Origin of the sequence: Muricauda sp. SCSIO 65647, from assembly GCF_021534965.1 — a bacterium.
Lineage (GTDB): Bacteria > Bacteroidota > Bacteroidia > Flavobacteriales > Flavobacteriaceae > Flagellimonas_A.
On sequence record NZ_CP091037.1, the window covers coordinates 2,073,300 to 2,089,862 of the forward strand.

General features: G+C 42.9%; 22 protein-coding genes. 10 read left to right on the forward strand and 12 right to left on the reverse strand.

Annotated features, from left to right (window positions below; genetic code table 11):
• Positions 1-8 precede the first annotated feature (8 nt).
• The gene (aat, locus tag L0P89_RS09245) at positions 9-677 is read left to right on the forward strand and encodes a leucyl/phenylalanyl-tRNA--protein transferase (RefSeq protein WP_235264815.1); all 669 of its coding nucleotides are present in this window, start codon (positions 9-11) and stop codon (positions 675-677) included.
• Here aat and L0P89_RS09250 read toward each other — a convergent pair.
• Genes L0P89_RS09250 through L0P89_RS09265 form a run of 4 tightly spaced genes read right to left on the reverse strand, consistent with a single transcriptional unit; the run spans position 660 to position 3,429 of the window.
• Positions 660-1,337, reverse strand: a complete 678-nt coding sequence (locus tag L0P89_RS09250) for a DUF2490 domain-containing protein (RefSeq protein WP_235264816.1) — start codon at positions 1,335-1,337, stop codon at positions 660-662. The genes aat and L0P89_RS09250 overlap by 18 nt on opposite strands.
• Positions 1,324-1,905, reverse strand: coding sequence for a hypothetical protein (locus tag L0P89_RS09255; protein WP_235264817.1), 582 nt, complete (start codon positions 1,903-1,905; stop codon positions 1,324-1,326). Before L0P89_RS09255 ends, L0P89_RS09250 begins: the two co-directional genes overlap by 14 nt.
• Entirely contained in the window at positions 1,895-2,458 is a 564-nt protein-coding gene (locus tag L0P89_RS09260) for a DNA-3-methyladenine glycosylase I (protein ID WP_235264818.1), read from the reverse strand. The genes L0P89_RS09255 and L0P89_RS09260 overlap by 11 nt, the downstream gene beginning before the upstream one ends.
• 8 nt (positions 2,459-2,466) lie before the next feature.
• Entirely contained in the window at positions 2,467-3,429 is a 963-nt protein-coding gene (locus L0P89_RS09265; RefSeq protein ID WP_235264819.1) for a sodium-dependent bicarbonate transport family permease, read from the reverse strand.
• Positions 3,430-3,587: 158 nt separating this feature from the next.
• Between L0P89_RS09265 and L0P89_RS09270 the strand changes: the two genes are divergently transcribed.
• Positions 3,588-4,514 (forward strand): LysR substrate-binding domain-containing protein, encoded by a 927-nt coding sequence (locus L0P89_RS09270; protein WP_235264820.1) that lies wholly within the window; start codon positions 3,588-3,590, stop codon positions 4,512-4,514.
• Positions 4,515-4,521: 7 nt separating this feature from the next.
• On the opposite strand, the gene L0P89_RS09275 is transcribed toward L0P89_RS09270, so the two are convergent.
• From L0P89_RS09275 to L0P89_RS09290, 4 genes are all read right to left on the reverse strand, one after another.
• The gene (locus L0P89_RS09275) at positions 4,522-4,881 is read right to left on the reverse strand and encodes a hypothetical protein (RefSeq protein ID WP_235264821.1); all 360 of its coding nucleotides are present in this window, start codon (positions 4,879-4,881) and stop codon (positions 4,522-4,524) included.
• Between the two features lie 9 nt (positions 4,882-4,890).
• On the reverse strand, positions 4,891-5,205 hold the full coding sequence (gene cutA, locus L0P89_RS09280) for a divalent cation tolerance protein CutA (protein ID WP_235264822.1): 315 nt from the start codon (positions 5,203-5,205) through the stop codon (positions 4,891-4,893).
• An 85-nt stretch (positions 5,206-5,290) separates the two neighbouring features.
• Positions 5,291-5,680: a hypothetical protein gene (locus tag L0P89_RS09285; RefSeq protein WP_235264823.1), complete on the reverse strand. Its 390-nt coding sequence runs from the start codon at positions 5,678-5,680 to the stop codon at positions 5,291-5,293.
• A gap of 22 nt (positions 5,681-5,702) precedes the next feature.
• Positions 5,703-6,098: a hypothetical protein gene (locus L0P89_RS09290; protein ID WP_235264824.1), complete on the reverse strand. Its 396-nt coding sequence runs from the start codon at positions 6,096-6,098 to the stop codon at positions 5,703-5,705.
• A 132-nt stretch (positions 6,099-6,230) separates the two neighbouring features.
• On the opposite strand from L0P89_RS09290, the gene L0P89_RS09295 reads away from it, so the two are divergent.
• The 8 genes from L0P89_RS09295 (at position 6,231) to L0P89_RS09330 (ending at position 13,860) form a co-directional block, all read left to right on the forward strand.
• Positions 6,231-6,908: a TetR/AcrR family transcriptional regulator gene (locus tag L0P89_RS09295; RefSeq protein ID WP_235264825.1), complete on the forward strand. Its 678-nt coding sequence runs from the start codon at positions 6,231-6,233 to the stop codon at positions 6,906-6,908.
• Position 6,909: 1 nt separating this feature from the next.
• Positions 6,910-8,592, forward strand: coding sequence for a peptidase domain-containing ABC transporter (locus L0P89_RS09300; protein ID WP_235264826.1), 1,683 nt, complete (start codon positions 6,910-6,912; stop codon positions 8,590-8,592).
• Positions 8,585-9,940 (forward strand): HlyD family secretion protein, encoded by a 1,356-nt coding sequence (locus tag L0P89_RS09305; RefSeq protein WP_235264827.1) that lies wholly within the window; start codon positions 8,585-8,587, stop codon positions 9,938-9,940. Before L0P89_RS09300 ends, L0P89_RS09305 begins: the two co-directional genes overlap by 8 nt.
• A gap of 2 nt (positions 9,941-9,942) precedes the next feature.
• Entirely contained in the window at positions 9,943-11,340 is a 1,398-nt protein-coding gene (locus L0P89_RS09310) for a TolC family protein (RefSeq protein WP_235264828.1), read from the forward strand.
• A gap of 12 nt (positions 11,341-11,352) precedes the next feature.
• Positions 11,353-12,264 carry a YitT family protein gene (locus tag L0P89_RS09315; RefSeq protein ID WP_235264829.1) on the forward strand — a complete coding sequence of 304 codons (912 nt, stop codon included), beginning with the start codon at positions 11,353-11,355 and terminating at the stop codon, positions 12,262-12,264.
• Positions 12,265-12,395: 131 nt separating this feature from the next.
• Positions 12,396-12,764: a hypothetical protein gene (locus L0P89_RS09320; protein WP_235264830.1), complete on the forward strand. Its 369-nt coding sequence runs from the start codon at positions 12,396-12,398 to the stop codon at positions 12,762-12,764.
• 24 nt (positions 12,765-12,788) lie between these two features.
• Positions 12,789-13,139 (forward strand): hypothetical protein, encoded by a 351-nt coding sequence (locus tag L0P89_RS09325; RefSeq protein WP_235264831.1) that lies wholly within the window; start codon positions 12,789-12,791, stop codon positions 13,137-13,139.
• 88 nt (positions 13,140-13,227) lie between these two features.
• On the forward strand, positions 13,228-13,860 hold the full coding sequence (locus tag L0P89_RS09330; protein ID WP_235264832.1) for a thioredoxin family protein: 633 nt from the start codon (positions 13,228-13,230) through the stop codon (positions 13,858-13,860).
• Here the strand turns inward: L0P89_RS09330 and L0P89_RS09335 are convergent.
• From L0P89_RS09335 to L0P89_RS09350, 4 genes are all read right to left on the reverse strand, one after another.
• Positions 13,843-14,562: a hypothetical protein gene (locus L0P89_RS09335; RefSeq protein ID WP_235264833.1), complete on the reverse strand. Its 720-nt coding sequence runs from the start codon at positions 14,560-14,562 to the stop codon at positions 13,843-13,845. The genes L0P89_RS09330 and L0P89_RS09335 overlap by 18 nt on opposite strands.
• A gap of 66 nt (positions 14,563-14,628) precedes the next feature.
• Positions 14,629-15,336 (reverse strand): tRNA pseudouridine(55) synthase TruB, encoded by a 708-nt coding sequence (truB, locus tag L0P89_RS09340; RefSeq protein WP_235264834.1) that lies wholly within the window; start codon positions 15,334-15,336, stop codon positions 14,629-14,631.
• A gap of 76 nt (positions 15,337-15,412) precedes the next feature.
• Entirely contained in the window at positions 15,413-16,207 is a 795-nt protein-coding gene (locus L0P89_RS09345) for an undecaprenyl-diphosphate phosphatase (protein WP_235264835.1), read from the reverse strand.
• Position 16,208: 1 nt separating this feature from the next.
• On the reverse strand, positions 16,209-16,472 hold the full coding sequence (locus tag L0P89_RS09350; protein ID WP_235264836.1) for a DUF3098 domain-containing protein: 264 nt from the start codon (positions 16,470-16,472) through the stop codon (positions 16,209-16,211).
• Between the last annotated feature and the right edge of the window lie 91 nt (positions 16,473-16,563).

Below are 16,563 nucleotides of genomic sequence, written 5' to 3' on the forward strand. Positions count from 1 at the left end.
GTATTGCTATGAACAATCAGGAAAGGGAACTCCCTATTGCTTTTCTTGGTCAAGAATTAGAGTTTCCGCCTCTTGACAAGGCCAGCGAAGAAGGTTTATTGGCCATTGGAGGGGATCTATCGGTAGAAAGGTTATTGTTGGCCTACCGCAGCGGTATTTTTCCTTGGTTCAATGATGACACATTGATTCTGTGGTGGTCGCCCGACCCACGAATGGTACTGTTTCCACAGAAGATAAGGGTTTCAAAAAGTATGCAGAAAATCATGTCAAATGGGCGGTTCAGGCTCACTAAGAACACTGATTTTGAAGCGGTCATTGACCATTGTGCAAGTGTGGGGAGAAAAGACCATCCGGGTACTTGGATCACCTCCAATATGAAGAAAGCTTACCTTGAACTATATAGAAAAGGGCATGTTCATTCGTACGAGGTTTGGCAAGAAGATAAGCTGGTCGGCGGCCTATATGGGGTAGATTTGGGCCATGTCTTTTGTGGTGAGAGCATGTTCAGTCTGGTGTCGAACGCCTCAAAGTTTGCCCTGATACGATTGGCTGATGAATTGGCACAAAAAAATTATACGATGATCGATTGCCAGGTACCTACCCCACATCTCAAGAGCATGGGTGCAGAAGAGATTTCCCGTAAAGTATTTGTTGATCTGCTAAAGCGAAAAGTTTAAAGTGGTCAAGAAGAACAGTACATTTTCAGTTTCTGCCGTAAAATCTTCGAAACGGTATTCGGTGCCCACTTGAAGTTTGGTCTCTTTGTTCAACAACCACCCAAGGTTCAAGGTCAACCGCTGGTCGTATTGTGGTTGTTGAGATTTTGCAAGGCTCAATAGGGTTTCTAGGTTTCCGACAAGGTATGGCTCGCCGATATCGATTCGTTCGCCCAACAGCGGAAAGTCGATGGAAAACCGATAGCGGAAACGATGGGTGGTCAACACATCAGTGATACGCTGTTCTGTGCGAAAACGGTGCCCATAGCGAACGACAAATTTCTTTTGGGTGATATTATATTGCTGGGTGAAACGTAATTCGTTTGGGCCATCGTCAAAGTTTTCCCTAAAACGGTACATGATTCCAAAAGCCATACTTTGGTTATCCCTTATTTTTAGGTTTGAGAAATGGGAAAGGTCGAGTTGACGCACCTGAAGCCGTGACTCTTCATCTTCATAAAAATAGTTGCGGTTCTGTACACTGAAATTATGGGAGTAAAATGGGGTTACATCATAGTTTAGGGCCACTTGTGGTTGAAAATAACCAGTAAAGTTCTCTTGGGCTTGTGTTAGAAGGCAACCCAAAAAAAGGAACGGCCAAAATAGCCTAGTACAGAACATGGTCATATTTCTGAGGGGATGACTTTCGCAATTTTACAAAGGTTCCGTTTGAATCAAAGAGCAATTCGTATTCTTGAAAACCTTTCCCGTTTTTACTTGAAATGATAAGCTCATAGTTCATGTAGGGCACGAGTAGGTTTTGAAAGGCCTCCTTAAGTGTCTGCCCATCGTCCCCGTTTTGCCGTGTATATTGTTGCTGTATCTTTTTTATGCGCGGACGGTCAAATTTTTGTTCTAGATAGGTTTCGATTTTCTTCCAGCTATCTTCTGGAATATCGACTTTCTTGATGAGAAATTCGACATCTTCCAGCACCCCGATAGAGTCAAATTCGACACTGAAGAAAAGGCGGTCTTTTTTGAATTTGGTCTCATAGGAAATCTTTTCGCCGTCAAACTCTCTATAGAATCGAATTCTTTTGGCATCCTCGAGATAGGAAGAAATCGTTTTGAGCGCAACTTTTGGAAACGCTGACTCTTTGATTCTGGTTTCACGCTCTCTTTTTTCTTGGGAAAGCAAAATCCCTGAAAAGAATAAGAAAATCAAGCAAACAAACAGCTTACACTTCATTGTATCGAAAACAACTGGTTTCGTGGTCATTCACCATTCCCGTGGCTTGCATGTGGGCATAGACCACGGTACTGCCGACAAATTTGAAGCCACGTTTTTTTAGGTCTTTGCTAATGACATCTGATAATTCGGTCTTGGCCGGAGCATTGCGATAGTCATCAAAACTGTTTTTGATGGGTACGCCATTGACGAAGCCCCAGATATATTCACTAAAGCTTCCAAACTCTTTTTGCACTTCCATAAAGGCTTGGGCATTGGTCACCGTGGCATATACCTTCAGCTTGTTTCTGATGATGCCCGCATCTTGTAAGAGTGCATCGATCTTTGTTTGGGGATAATGGGCAATCTTTTTGTAATCAAAATTATCGAAGGCCTTTTTAAAGTTCTTGCGCTTTCTTAGAACGGTTATCCAACTGAGGCCTGCTTGAAAGGTCTCCAAGACCAAGAATTCAAAAAGTGTGGCATCGTCTTTGACGGGTACGCCCCATTCTTCATCGTGATAGGCCTCGTACAAGGGGTCGCCCTCACACCAACCGCATCTGTTTTTATCCATACAAAAAATCAAAAATTCTGCACAAGATACAGATAAAGGGGCATACCCAAAGTAATGTTGAAGGGGAAAGTGATGGCCAGGGCCATTGGAATATAAAGACTGGGATTTGCTTTCGGGGCCGCCAATCGCATTGCGGCGGGTACTGCAATATAGGAAGCACTCGCCGCCAAAATGGCAAACAAGAACCTATTGCCGATGCTTTCGGTGATGAATTGGCTGAACCATGCCACAAAGCACCCATTGATGATAGGAACAATGATGGAGAAAATTAGGGCAAACCACCCTTTTTTGAGAAAATCATTGAGCTTTCTACCGCTCGTAATGCCCATGTCCAGTAAAAAAACGGCCAAGAAACCTTTAAAAATATCTGTGGTAAAGGGTTTGATGCCCTCTGCCTGCTGATCATTGGCCAAGAAGCCGATCACCAAGCTTCCAAGAATCAAAAGCACGCTACCGTTGGTCAGCGAATGGTGCAATATTTTTTTAAAGTCGGTCTTTTCTTTTTTGTTCTTTTTGAAGATGGACATCAGAATGACCCCAATGATGATCGAGGGTGCTTCCATAAGTGCCATTACGGCCACCATATGGCCCCCGAAATCGATCTGTTCGATTTCAAGAAAGGAGATTGCGGTCACGAAAGTGACCGCACTTACCGATCCGTATGCCGCGGCAATGGCCCCCGAGTTTTCAACACTGAACTTTCTTCTGAGTACGAAGTAGGCATATACGGGTACAGAAACCGCCAAAAAGATACCGAACAGCAGTGACCATAATATTTCCATGTTGAGTTCACTGTGCGAGAGTTCCAAACCGCCTTTGAAGCCAATGGAAAAAAGCAGGTAAAGCGAAATGAATTTTGATGAGTTTGAAGGAATTTCGAGATCACTCTTCAATTGTACGGCAAGTATTCCCAAAAAGAAAAATAACAATGCCGGATTCGTGAGATTGTCGATGAGAAGGTGAAGATCCATTCAACTTATAGATTTAGGATTGAACTATTTTTGGCACCACTCAAAAGATGGGGTTATGTTCACGTTGTTGTTTCGTTTGATCAAAAACGCGGCAAAGGTGGAACTAATATTTTATATATTTTTATTTATATTTATAATGTTAAACATTAATATTGTTTATGAATTTTACACTTCATCAGTTAAAGGTCTTTCTTAAAATATGTGATAAACAGAGTATTACCAAGGCTTCTGAAGAATTGCACCTCACCCAGCCCGCCGTGTCGATACAGCTAAGAAATTTTCAAGATCAATTTCCAATTCCCTTGACCGAAGTGGTCGGTAGAAAACTTTATGTAACCGATTTTGGCAGAGAGATCGCCGAGGTCGCCAATCGTATCTTGAACGAAGTCGATGCCATCAATTATAAGATGCTTTCGTACGGGGGTGAACTGGCCGGCCGGCTCAGAATATCGGTGGTTTCTACCGGTAAGTATGTGATGCCCTATTTTTTATCGGCTTTTATGAGAGAAAATCCAAGGGTCGACCTGGTCATGGATGTGACCAACAAGTCGAGGGTGGTCGAGAGCATTGAACAAAATGAGGTCGATTTTGCACTGGTGTCGGTATTGCCCGACCACCTAGAACTGAATACGGTCGATTTGATGTCAAACGTACTCTATCTAGTGGGCAATCCACAGTATTTTGAAGAAGTGAAAATAAATACGAAAACAGCCCAAATGAACATACCCTTGATTTTTAGGGAAGAGGGATCGGCGACACGGGCCGCCATGGAAGGCTATATAAAGAGCAGGGAAATTGAAATTGGCAAAAAAATAGAATTGACCTCGAACGAGGCCGTAAAACAGGCCGTACTGGCCGGTTTGGGCTGTTCGATCATGCCGTTGATCGGTATCAAGAACGAACTCAAAAATGGGAACCTCATTACCTACCCGACAAAGGGATTGCCCATAACGACGAGGTGGAATATGATTTGGCCCAAGGCAAAAAAACATTCCCCTGTGGCCTTGGCCTTTCTTGACTTTCTCAGAGAAGAAAAATCTACGATCATTCAAGAAGATTTCAAATGGTTGGAAGCCTACCGGTAAGGTATTGTCAATCTGCTGAACCACCATCTTTCTTGAATCGAATCGCAATGGTGCTATCGATTTGAAGCAGTTCACCGTTACTTTGTGCCGACACCACCATTTCGGTCACCTTTTTTTTGGCCGCTCTTAAATCTTCGATTCTTTCTTTTGAATCAACCCTAGCGGTCGGGTCGTTTTGTTCTAGGTTTAACTGACGTATGGTATGAAACTTGATCTTATCGTTAAGAAATGACAATAGTACATCTGCGGCCTCAGTCGGTGTAAAGAGACCTTTGATAAGATGAATTTCATCGGCATTGGCATCTGCGTTTCCAACTTTCTTTTCTTCCTTGGGTTTCGAAAAATGGAGCCAATCAGGAAAGCGCATATCTGGTTTTTATACTTTTCGGGTTTCGGCCTGAAGTTCTTGGGTCTGCTCGGCATTCATATATACGATCGGCATTGCATAGACCAATGGTGCCGTTGAAGTGAAAACTTGTTTTATTCTTTGGTCTATGGTCTTAAAAAGCAATGCCTTGGTGGTGCCCATTACCAAGGTTCTCTCATGGCTTTCAGTTTCTCCACTTTTCAACCTCTTGAACAGTAATTTGTCAGAAATCATGGCATCGAGCATCAACCTTTCTTCAATGAGAACATCAACGATATCCAAAGCTTGGCTCTTACTTTCACATATGATATGGACCAATACCATTCTTAAAAATTAAAGCGCCGACCTTATTATTGACGATTTTATGAACATGAAGCGGGTCGGCGCTTCTCATAGAGAACAAAGATTATTATCTCGCTATTGATTGACGCTTACTTTTTGTTGAAATGATCAGTTCGCCGTTTTCAATAGCGCCATTGAGATCGGCATTTAGTTCACGATATACGTTAAAGAACTTGCCACCATCTGCCGGTGAAAGGGTTACCTTAACATAACTGCCCCGATTGTCAATGGCTTTTACAATGGTTTTTCTATTTTCAAGACTTTTCATATTGGCAATGCCACCTCTCTTTATGATGAAGTTTTTTCTTGGCACATCGATATATTTATAGTCGCTCGAAACAGGTGACGAAATGATTAGCTCATCACCTATCTTGACCAAGTCTTGATAATCTTGTGCTTTTGAGGGCAACACAAATACCAATGTTGCAAAGGCCAGTAAAAAAAGTTTTTGTTTCATAGTATCTTAACTTTATTGATTATTAATTGTTGTTACTATTTTCTGCTTCCAAGAATTCTCCCCCACTGGTATCAACAGCTTTCAAAACAGCTCTTAAGGTAGGGGTGTACCCGAAGAAATTCTTTCCGTCTTCACGTCTGATGATGATCTGGGTACTTCCGTCAGGCATGATATCCATTTGATCGATCACTACTACATTGCCGTGAAAGTTGAGTGTGGCCCCTAGGCTAGACCTACTATTTAAAGAATTATGTAATAAGACTACCTCAGAATACGGTAACTTTGCAATGAGCTCGTTATCGGTGTCTCCACGACTTTCTTGAAAGTGTTCAAAACCCATTTCGTAGGTCTGGGTCTGGGCATCTAATCCCGTTATTATTAGAACACAAAAAAATAAGGTGTGTAAAAATCTTTTCATAGGCTTAAAAATTTAGTATCTAAAAATAACAGCTATTCAGAATATAATTAGTATTACTTTCGTTAAAAGTAAGTTAAACTATTAAAATATGATAGTAATGCTATTATATTTGTCATCAAATTTACTGTGAACATGGAAAGACTATTGCAAACCGTCAAAATTGCCATTAATGAAAAAGTATTTGTCAAAGATCCAGAATCATCAAATTTAGGCAAAAGAATCATTGAGCAAAGTATCTTGATGATTGATGAAATGGGCTTTGAAGCTTTTACTTTCAAGAAATTGGGCAATGAGATTGGGTCTAATGAAAGCTCTATCTACCGTTATTTTGAAAACAAGCACAAACTATTGGTATATCTGACTTCTTGGTACTGGGGTTGGGTAGAATACCAATTGGTGTTCTCGACCAACAGTATTTCCAACGCCGATGAAAAACTAAAAAGGGCCATTGAGATCATTTCAAAACCTGTTGAAGAAGACTCACATTTTTCACATATCAACGAAGTGGTATTGAACCGTATCGTCATCAACGAATCTTCAAAATCGTTTTTGACCAAAGAGGTAGATATAGAGAACAAAGAGGGCTACTTTGTGATTTACAAGCGAATGGTGACCCGTATAAGTGAGATGATACAAGCCGTCAATGGTGATTACCTCTATTCAAAAAGCTTGGCGAGCACTATTCTAGAGGGGGTGCAGCACCAAAATTTCTTAAAAGACCATTTTCAAAGTTTGACCAACTGCAATGCCAATGATAATCCAGCTCAGTTTTTTATCGACTTGGCATTCAAAACTTTAAAATCTCAATAACATGGCTCAAAACATTATGACCGCATGGCAAAGGCTCATGGGTCTTCTAAAACTTGACAAGAAAGATATTCTTCAGGTTTTTTACTACGCTATTTTTGCCGGTTTGGTGAATTTGTCACTTCCATTGGGCATACAAGCCATCATAAACCTGATACAAGGGGCCCAAGTCAGTACCTCTTGGATGGTATTGGTTATCTTGGTGACTTTGGGCGTGGCTTTTGTCGGTCTTTTACAGTTGATGCAGATTCGAATTATTGAAAATGTTCAGCAGAAGATTTTTACGCGGTCATCTTTTGAATTTGCCTATCGTTTTCCAAAGATTAAAATGAGCCAATTGAGCAACTACTACCCGCCAGAGCTTGCCAATAGGTTTTTTGATACGTTGACCATTCAAAAAAGTCTTTCAAAGATCTTGATAGACTTTCCAGCAGCCTTGTTGCAGATCATATTTGGGTTACTGCTACTTTCTTTTTACCACCCATTCTTCATCATTTATGGCATCTTATTATTGCTTTTGATCTATGTGGTGTTCAAATTCACGGCCACCAAAGGTCTTGAGACGAGCCTTCAAGAATCAAAACATAAATATCGAGTGGCCCATTGGATCCAAGAGATTGCCCGCTCTATTGTGAGCTTCAAGCTGTCGGGTAAAACCTCACATGCCATTGATAAAAATGACGGCCTTGTAGTTGATTATTTAGATGCCCGCGAAGGCCATTTTAAGATTTTGGTGCTCCAGTTCATACAAATGATAGGGTTTAAAGTACTGGTCACTGCAGGGCTATTGCTCATTGGAGGGTTGCTTGTCTTGAACCAAGAAATGAACATCGGTCAATTCGTAGCCGCCGAGATCATTATACTTCTCGTCATAAGCTCGGTCGAGAAATTAATTTTGGGCCTTGAAACTTTTTATGACCTGTTGACCTCTCTTGAAAAGTTGGGTCAGGTGGTGGATAAAAAATTGGAGTCACCTAGCGGAGAAAAACCCTTCAAGCAAAACGAAGGCTTTTATATCGAATTGGCAAAAGTCACTTACCATGTTCCAGATAGGAAGAAGAGAATAATCGATGAGGTATCATTGAATATCTCACCATCGTGCACCATTTTGTTAAATGGGCCAAGCGGCTCGGGCAAATCTACCCTTTTGCGATTGATCGCTGGGATTTTAGAGCCCGATTCTGGCGATATTTTCGTGAACGATGTTTCGCTGAAAGGTGTCAATCTAAACTATTATAGGTCACATATTGGGCAGTCTCTTGCCGAAGAATCGCCTTTTGAAGGAAGTATTCTCAACAACATCACCTTCGGTGACAAGAACATTTCAAAAGAAGAGGTGTATTGGGCCTTGGAGAAAACCAAGCTCACCCAATTTGTAAAAGAGCAGCCTAAAGGGTTAAATACCATATTATATCCAGAGGGCAGGCAGATACCCTACACCATTTCAAAAAAGATTGTATTGGCCAGAAGTATTGTCAGACGGCCGAAAATCTTGATTTTGAAAGATCCGCTTGACCAGTTTACCGAAGGTGAGGCCATTGAAATTATGGATTTTCTAAGTGACCCCAAGAATGGATGGGCACTCATCGTAGTCAGTGAAAATGAGAAATGGATTGAACGATGTGGTAGGATCATTACTATGGATAGTGGAAGATTAATCAAAGAAATACCTGGAGGCAATGCTTAATATTACCGATAACAAGTTGAACCAGAAAGTCGATTTGATGCAGTACAAAGCTGCACAGAAGGTCTTTCCCAGAAGATACTATAAATACTTCAACCGATTTTTGCTCACTTTTGCGATAATCTGCCTCATTGTACTGTTTTTGCCGTGGACCCAGAATGTTATCGGAGAAGGCTATCTAACGACTTTGACGCCCGATCAGCGACCGCAGACCATTCAGTCTCCCATACCTGGTAGAATAGAAAAATGGTATGTGCGAGAGGGTGATTTTGTGCAGAAGGGCGATACCATCTTACACATTTCTGAAATCAAGAATGAGTACTTCGACCCAAATTTGGTAGAACGTACAGGGCAACAGATCAGGGCCAAAGAGATGGCGGTCACTTCTTATCAAGAAAAGGTAAAGGCCTTGAACACACAAATCACTGCCTTGACCAATGAGCGATCTCTAAAACTTGAGCAGGCCAGAAACAAATTGATACAGTCGAAATTGAAGGTGCAGAGCGATAGTATTGACCTTGAAGCGGCCAATACCAATATTATCATAGCGCAGCGTCAGTACGATCGGGTGGTACAATTAGAATCAGAAGGGCTGAAAGCGGTCACCGATGTAGAAGAAAAACGATTGAAGCTACAAGAAGCGCAGGCCAAATTGATTTCGCAAGAGAACAAGTTGTTGGCCAGTAAGAACGATGTTATCAATGCCCGGGTCGAAATAAACCGAATAGAGGCAGAGTACACCGACAAGATTTCAAAAGCCAGAAGCGATATGTTTACGGCGCAATCAAACCAATTCGATTCAGAGGCCCAGGTCACGAAGCTTGAGAATGAATACACGAACTATTCAATACGCAATGATATGTACTATATACGGGCTCCGCGCAGTGGCTATATCAATAGGGCCGTTCAAGGTGGTGTTGGAGAGGCTTTCAAAGAAGGCGATGCCTTAGTGGGCATCATGCCGGCCAAATATGACATGGCGGTCGAGACCTATGTGAAGCCTTTAGACTTGCCCCTGATGCATCTTGGTGAAAAAGTACGTATTCAATTTGATGGTTGGCCCGCTATTGTCTTTAGCGGTTGGCCCAATCTTTCTTATGGAACCTATGGCGGTGTCGTTGTTGCCGTGGAAACCTTCATCAGCGAGAACGGCAAATACCGAGTACTATTGGCACCAGACCCCGAAGACCATCCCTGGCCAAAAGAGCTCAGGGTAGGCTCAGGGGCCAATACTATTGCCTTGCTTGAAGATGTGCCCATTTGGTTTGAGCTCTGGCGACAATTGAACGGCTTTCCGCCCAATTATTACCAGCCTGATCAAGAAGAGATGGCCAAGACAGAAAAGAAGTAATAATGAGAACTTATTTAGTGACACTTTTTTTCTTGGTCTGTACTGCGGTTTTGGCCCAACAAGACACATTGGTTCTGAATTTCAATGAGTACTTGGGCTATGTGAAAAAGTATCATCCGGTTGCCAAACAGGCCCAACTGGCCATCAGTATAGGGCAGGCCAACCTGATGCGTGCCCGCGGAGGCTTTGACCCAAAGATCGAAGTGGATTATGAAAGAAAAGAGTTCAAGGGAACCGAGTATTGGGACCGGCTAAATGCCACGTTCAAAATACCCACCTATTTTGGTGTTGAACTAAAGGGGAACTTTGAGCAAAACCAAGGTGATTTCATCAGTTCAGATGAAACAGTGCCCACAGACGGTCTTTACAGCGCCGGGGTCTCCATGTCATTGGGTCAGGGTTTTTGGATCAACGAGCGAATGGCCACACTGCGAATGGCCAAATTTTTTAGGGAGCAGTCGATAGCCGACCAAGATTTATTGGTGAACGAAGTGCTCTTTGATGCCTCGTTGGCCTATTTCGATTGGTTGCAGGCCTACAAAGATGCCCAGGTCTTTAGAAATTTTCTTGAAAACGCGACCATTCGATTTGAGGGCGTGAGGCAAAGTGCCTTGGCAGGTGATATAGCCACCATAGATACCGTTGAGGCCAAAATAGCTGTTCAAAACAGGGCCTTAAGCCTAGAGCAGGCCAAGGTCAGACTGGTGCAAAAGTCTTTGGAGCTTTCCAATTTTCTATGGATTGAAGATGTGCCCGTTGAACTACAATCCAATGTGATTCCTGATGTGGATATGGACAATGAAATTGATGCCACTCTTGAAATCATGGGAAAACCTTTAGATAGCTTCACCTTGGAAAACCATCCGAAACTACGTTCGTTGAACTTCAAGATTGAGGGCTTAACGGTCGATAAGCGCCTGAAAGCAAATAAGTTGTTGCCAAAAATTGATGTGGAGTACAATTTTCTTACCGAGACCCCAGATCAGATCAATTCCTTTGAGACACAAGAATACAAAGGTGGTGTCAGCTTTAGGTTTCCCTTGTTTCTAAGAAAGGAAAGAGGTGATTTGAAATTGGCGAAATTCAAGTTGCAAGATGCGCAATTTGAGCTCGACAACGCTGAAATCGAAATACAGAACAAGGTGTTGGCCATCTATAATGAACTCGATTCCTTTAATGAACAGAATAGGTTGATAAACGACATAGTCACCGATTACGGGACCTTGCTCTCGGCTGAAGAGCGTAAGTTCAGTTTTGGTGAAAGCTCACTTTTTTTGATCAATTCGCGGGAAAGCAAATTGATCGATGCCGAGTTGAAACAGAATGAGGTTCAGAATAAATATTTCACGACCAAGGCCAAATTGTTCAAGAGCCTGGCCATCAATCCCCAGAACTTATGATCGATAGATGATATGGAGAAAAATGTAATCTTGAAATATCGAAGATTGTTGAAAACAAGACGCTTCAGATTGGGGGTCAATTCTTCCCTTAAGGATACATTTTTCATCATTGCAGGAATTTTTTCTGCGGCATTTGGCCTTGAAAGCTTTTTATTGCCCAATCGGTTCATCGATGGTGGCGCTACGGGTATTTCGCTGTTGGTGAGCGAAGTATCCAATGTCTCTTTGGCATTGCTCATTATTTTGGTCAACATTCCCTTTCTTATTTTGGGTTTTCGAGTGATTGGCAGGCAGTTTACCATCAAGGCCGTTTTGGCCATTCTCGGGTTGGCCCTGGTGTTGACATTGGTTGAGTTTCCCGAGGTGACCGAAGATAGGTTGTTGGTGGCCGTTTTCGGTGGATTTTTTCTCGGTGCCGGTATCGGACTCTCGATTAGGGGTGGAGGTGTACTTGACGGTACCGAAGTGTTGGCCATCTTCTTGAGCCGTAAGTTGGGCGTGACCATTGGCGACGTCATCATTTTGATCAACATCATAATCTTCTTGGCCGCAGCTTACCTGTTATCGATAGAGACCGCTCTTTACTCAATGCTCACCTACCTCGCCGCATCGAAGACACTCGATTTTGTGGTGGAAGGAATTGAAGAGTACACAGGGGTCACCATTATCTCGCCCAAGAGCGAGGAAATCAGGCATATGGTCACCGAAAAAATGGGACGAGGCCTCACTATTTACAAAGCTTCAGGGGGGTATGGCAGAGAGGGCGAACGCAATGAGTATGATGTCATTTACACGGTCATTACCCGATTGGAAATCAGAAAATTGAACATGGAACTTACCAAAATAGACCCCCAGGCCTTTGTGGTCATGAACAGCATCAATGATACACGCGGGGGAATGGTCAAAAAGCGCAAACCATTATAATTGATAGTAAAACTATTATATATTAATAGTTTAACAAGCATTTAACTAAGTATAGCTATCAAAAGTCTTTTTTCAACCGTATTTTTGTGGAGGCTTTGACCATAGGTCATATGCCCGCAAAGACAACTGCCATGAAGAGGAAAAGACCAAAACTGTATCAAGAATTTGAAAGAAGTACTGTAGAGAAAACCGCATCAGATGAACCGGAAAATAGAAAATGGACGATAGGCAGTGAATTTAGGGTTGAAAAGCCATCTGGCGCGTACTATCAGTTCATCTATGGTTCTTTAGCCTTTGAAAAACATATTCTTGCGGATCTGCAAAGCCTTCTAAAGGCCGAAGGGCGGGTAGTGAGCCTTTATTCCCTAATGTCTATGAAAGATGGGGATCTTATTGGGGTAATGCAGCCCAAAGGTACTAAGCCAATAACCAGAAATGTTGACAAATTGTACATCTCTTTGCAAAAGGCGTTGAAAGCCAAAGAAATCACTTTTTTATAAACCTTTGAACTTTAAAAAGCAGCTATGAACAAGAAGAAACAGCTAATTACATCAATCTTTTTTGTATTGATAACGGTATCCATTTCAGCAAAAAATGGAAAAGATAACACTACTTTCCCTTCAGAAGTAAACCATGTGGGCAAAGACTGTTGTGCCCCTACCCAAAATGATCTTGCCATCAGTGCCATCGAATATATCGAAGATAAAGACATAGAAGCAATAGACTTGGGTTTTGATGTATGGTTGTATTTGCCAGAAGGTTTCGACGCCTATGGGGGAATGCTCTTTGAGCTTGACGATATTGAGTATATAGAGCTAGAAGAAGACTGTCAGCTGTACATGGGCGATATAAATGATGTAGTGCCCTCTAAATGAACATTCAGTTTTGAAACGGATAATTCGGTAACTGACGCATGTCAGTTTTTGAGTCATTTTGCGACCATAGATTTGCAAAAAATAGAATATGACAAGTACCGATGCTACAGTGACAAAAACTGATATTGAGTTGATCGCAGAAAGTTTACCAGGGTCTACCGACTATCGAACGTATCGTGAGATGGTATCAAAGTTGGTCTCTGAAAAGGCGACAACGGGTTCTGAACAAACGGAAACATTGATTGACTACACCAAGTTGAACGACCGTCGCATGGCACGATGGGACAAAACCTTCAAGTTGCCCAAAGAGGCTGAAGAGCTGGTAAAGAAGCTTGACAAGAAGGTATTGTGGTTGGTGTTGACCGAGAGTTGGTGCGGTGATGCGGCACATGCCATGCCCATCATGAACAAATTGGCCGAGCTATCGCCCAACCTTGAATTTAGGGCTATTCTTCGGGATGAAAACCTTGAGCTTATGAATAGGTTTTTGACCAACGGAACCTTGTCCATTCCAAAGCTGATAGCCGTTGATCAAGAGGCTGGGGAAATTTTGTACACATGGGGCCCAAGACCTTCAGTGGCCACAAAACTGGTCTCCGACTATAAAAAGGAACATGACCGGTTGACACCTGAGTTCAAACAAGAACTACAGCTTTGGTACAATAAAGACAAGGGGCAGAATATTCTAGAGGATTTATTGGAATTACTTGCTCTGAAATAGGTAAGTGATCGTGCCGATCTGCGATTGTCTGTCGTGGGGGCTGAACTTTGACTTCAGGGCATAGGTAATGGCGTTCTCGATGAGGCACCAGTCTTTGGTGCTCGAGCTTTTTTCGTTGAAGCCGGCATCGGTCACATAGCCCAGGGCATCAACTTCAATGTTGATGACCACCTTGCCGCCCCGAATACAGGTATAGATGGGCGGTGGCAGGCTGTGCGAATTTCTATCGACCAATGAGAACGAGATGGTGGTTCGTCGCTCAGAAAGGTTTTGGGTGTATTCCTTTTTTTGGGACTCCCGTTCCCCAAGTTTTTGCTTTTTTTCTTCCCTCTTTTTGGCGAGCTCCTTCAGGTTTGCGGCATAGCCCGCATCATTGCTCAGAAAATCTTTCTGGGAGTCGTCCATGGCGCGTTCTTCCATGAGTTCTTCCAAAGTCTTTAAGGGCTCGGGATTGCCTACGCTCGGTTTGGCGGTCTCATTGAAGGCCCTATGGGTCTTGATGGGGTCATTTTGGGCAATTTCCTCAAGTTTTTGTTCTTCTTCCTTCAAGATTTCTTCCAAATCTTCCTCGGTGAGCGCCATTTCGATGACGTACTCGTCTTCTTGTTTTGCACCCAAACGTATGCTATAGGCGAGCAACACGATGATCGACATCGAGAAGATGGTAATCAATAACGATAACTGCTTCCTATTCAAGTCCATAGTGATACTATAACCCCTTTTTCCGCAAAATATTTCATTCCTTTCAGAAAACCAAACCACAAAAATTCAGCCAAGCTGTGCAAGAAGGTCTGCAAAGGCTTCGGGGGCTACCGCTTTATCTACGTTGAAAGCCCCTATTTTGGTTCTTCTCAGGGCAGATAAATGGGCGCCTGACCCGAGGGCCCTGCCCACATCATGGGCAAGTGAACGAATATAAGTGCCCTTGCTGCACACCACCCTGAAACCGATTTCGGGAAGGTCGAATCGTATCATTTCAAATTCAGATATTTCGATGGTGCGCGGCTTGATATCGACCGCCCTCCCCTCACGGGCCAGTTCATACAATCGTTTACCGTCTTTCTTGAGGGCTGAAAAAATGGGAGGGATCTGCTCTAGTTGCCCCAAAAACATGGAAAAGGTGTCCTTGATCAATTTTTCGGTGATGTGGGCCGTCGGAAAAGCGGCATCGATTTCGGTTTCGAGGTCATATGATGGGGTAGTGGCACCCAAAGTGAAAGTGCCCGTATATTCTTTGACCTGCCCCTGCAATTCTGGAATCTTTTTGGTGAACTTGCCCGTGCAGATGACCAACAGACCGGTGGCAAGCGGATCTAAGGTGCCCGCATGCCCAATTTTGAACTTTTTGTTGAGGTCGAATTTCTTTCTAATGGCCCATTTTACCTTGTTCAGGGCTTGAAAGGAACTCCACTCGTAGGGCTTGTCTATCAATAGTATCTGACCCTCAAGAAAATCTTCTCTGGTCTTTGCAATCATACTGAAAAGCTAAGAAAAAGATAGTAATTCACTCGATAATCGAGATGTAAAGTTCTACGGCTTGTCATAGGGTAATTTATCCCCAGATACTCCATCCAATGGCGATGAGACCCACCAGCAAACAGTACATGGCAAAATAGGTCAATTTACTCTGGCGCACCAGTTTGATCATCCAGGTACAAGCGGCAAGACCGGCCACAAAAGCAGCCAGAAATCCAGCGCCCATCGCTATGGTTTCATCATTTTGAAAATTGATTTCACCACTAAAGATATCTTTGGCCATTTTACCTATGATGAGCGGCACGACCATCAAGAATGAGAACCGGGCAGACCTTGTTTTGTCGATGCCCAGAAGTACAGCGGCCGAAATGGTCGCCCCACTTCGTGAGATGCCTGGCAACATGGCCACCATCTGCGCAAGGCCAATGACAAAGGCACTACGGTACGATACCGCTTTTTCGGTGGTCTTCGCCAAATCTGCCAAGTAAAGTAGAATGGCCGTAATGATGAGCATGATGCCCACAATGATGATGGCGCCATCGAAAAAGACCTCCATATAATCTTGTAAAAAGAACCCGACCAGTGCGGCAGGTATCATCGAGACCACAATTTTAAGCGCAAACTGGGTCTCTTCGTTCCATTTGAACTGAAAGAGGCCCCTGAAAATATCCAGTACATCCTTTCTGAAAACGACCATGGTACTCAATGCCGTAGCAAAATGAAGTACTACCGTGAACAAAAGACTTTCTTCGGGCAGGGCATCTGCCCCTAGAATGGCTTTTCCCAATTCTAGATGTCCGCTGGAAGAAACCGGTAAAAACTCGGTCAATCCCTGAATAATGCCAAGAATGATGGCGTCGATAATTTCCAACCTATTTTTTCTTTTTGTTCGGGTTCAACAAAATGGCGTAGATCTGAATGCCTAGACCGATGAGTACCAAAGTGGGCGCCAAACGTATTCTTCTAAAATTGTAGATATCTTCATTGAACACATTGGGGTCATCACTACCGCCCCCGCTCATCAAAATAAAACCCAAGGCGATCAGGCCCAGACCGATAAAGAGAAAGATGTAGTTTTTCTTTTGAAAGACAAATTCCCGTTGTTTTTTGGGTGCCTGTTTCTTTTTCTTGCCCATGGCGCAAATGTAAGCAAAGTTATTCGTTATTGGGTTAAGGGTTAAGGGTTAAGGGTTAAGGGTTAAGGGTTAAGGGTTAAGGGTTAAGGGT

Coding starts and splice junctions, on each gene's coding strand:
- aat (WP_235264815.1), top strand. CDS start 9: ATGAACAATCAGGAAAGGGAACTCCCTATTGCTTTTCTTGGTCAAGAA.
- L0P89_RS09250 (WP_235264816.1), bottom strand. CDS start 1,337: ATGTTCTGTACTAGGCTATTTTGGCCGTTCCTTTTTTTGGGTTGCCTT.
- L0P89_RS09255 (WP_235264817.1), bottom strand. CDS start 1,905: ATGAAGTGTAAGCTGTTTGTTTGCTTGATTTTCTTATTCTTTTCAGGG.
- L0P89_RS09260 (WP_235264818.1), bottom strand. CDS start 2,458: ATGGATAAAAACAGATGCGGTTGGTGTGAGGGCGACCCCTTGTACGAG.
- L0P89_RS09265 (WP_235264819.1), bottom strand. CDS start 3,429: ATGGATCTTCACCTTCTCATCGACAATCTCACGAATCCGGCATTGTTA.
- L0P89_RS09270 (WP_235264820.1), top strand. CDS start 3,588: ATGAATTTTACACTTCATCAGTTAAAGGTCTTTCTTAAAATATGTGAT.
- L0P89_RS09275 (WP_235264821.1), bottom strand. CDS start 4,881: ATGCGCTTTCCTGATTGGCTCCATTTTTCGAAACCCAAGGAAGAAAAG.
- cutA (WP_235264822.1), bottom strand. CDS start 5,205: ATGGTATTGGTCCATATCATATGTGAAAGTAAGAGCCAAGCTTTGGAT.
- L0P89_RS09285 (WP_235264823.1), bottom strand. CDS start 5,680: ATGAAACAAAAACTTTTTTTACTGGCCTTTGCAACATTGGTATTTGTG.
- L0P89_RS09290 (WP_235264824.1), bottom strand. CDS start 6,098: ATGAAAAGATTTTTACACACCTTATTTTTTTGTGTTCTAATAATAACG.
- L0P89_RS09295 (WP_235264825.1), top strand. CDS start 6,231: ATGGAAAGACTATTGCAAACCGTCAAAATTGCCATTAATGAAAAAGTA.
- L0P89_RS09300 (WP_235264826.1), top strand. CDS start 6,910: ATGGCTCAAAACATTATGACCGCATGGCAAAGGCTCATGGGTCTTCTA.
- L0P89_RS09305 (WP_235264827.1), top strand. CDS start 8,585: ATGCTTAATATTACCGATAACAAGTTGAACCAGAAAGTCGATTTGATG.
- L0P89_RS09310 (WP_235264828.1), top strand. CDS start 9,943: ATGAGAACTTATTTAGTGACACTTTTTTTCTTGGTCTGTACTGCGGTT.
- L0P89_RS09315 (WP_235264829.1), top strand. CDS start 11,353: ATGGAGAAAAATGTAATCTTGAAATATCGAAGATTGTTGAAAACAAGA.
- L0P89_RS09320 (WP_235264830.1), top strand. CDS start 12,396: ATGAAGAGGAAAAGACCAAAACTGTATCAAGAATTTGAAAGAAGTACT.
- L0P89_RS09325 (WP_235264831.1), top strand. CDS start 12,789: ATGAACAAGAAGAAACAGCTAATTACATCAATCTTTTTTGTATTGATA.
- L0P89_RS09330 (WP_235264832.1), top strand. CDS start 13,228: ATGACAAGTACCGATGCTACAGTGACAAAAACTGATATTGAGTTGATC.
- L0P89_RS09335 (WP_235264833.1), bottom strand. CDS start 14,562: ATGGACTTGAATAGGAAGCAGTTATCGTTATTGATTACCATCTTCTCG.
- truB (WP_235264834.1), bottom strand. CDS start 15,336: ATGATTGCAAAGACCAGAGAAGATTTTCTTGAGGGTCAGATACTATTG.
- L0P89_RS09350 (WP_235264836.1), bottom strand. CDS start 16,472: ATGGGCAAGAAAAAGAAACAGGCACCCAAAAAACAACGGGAATTTGTC.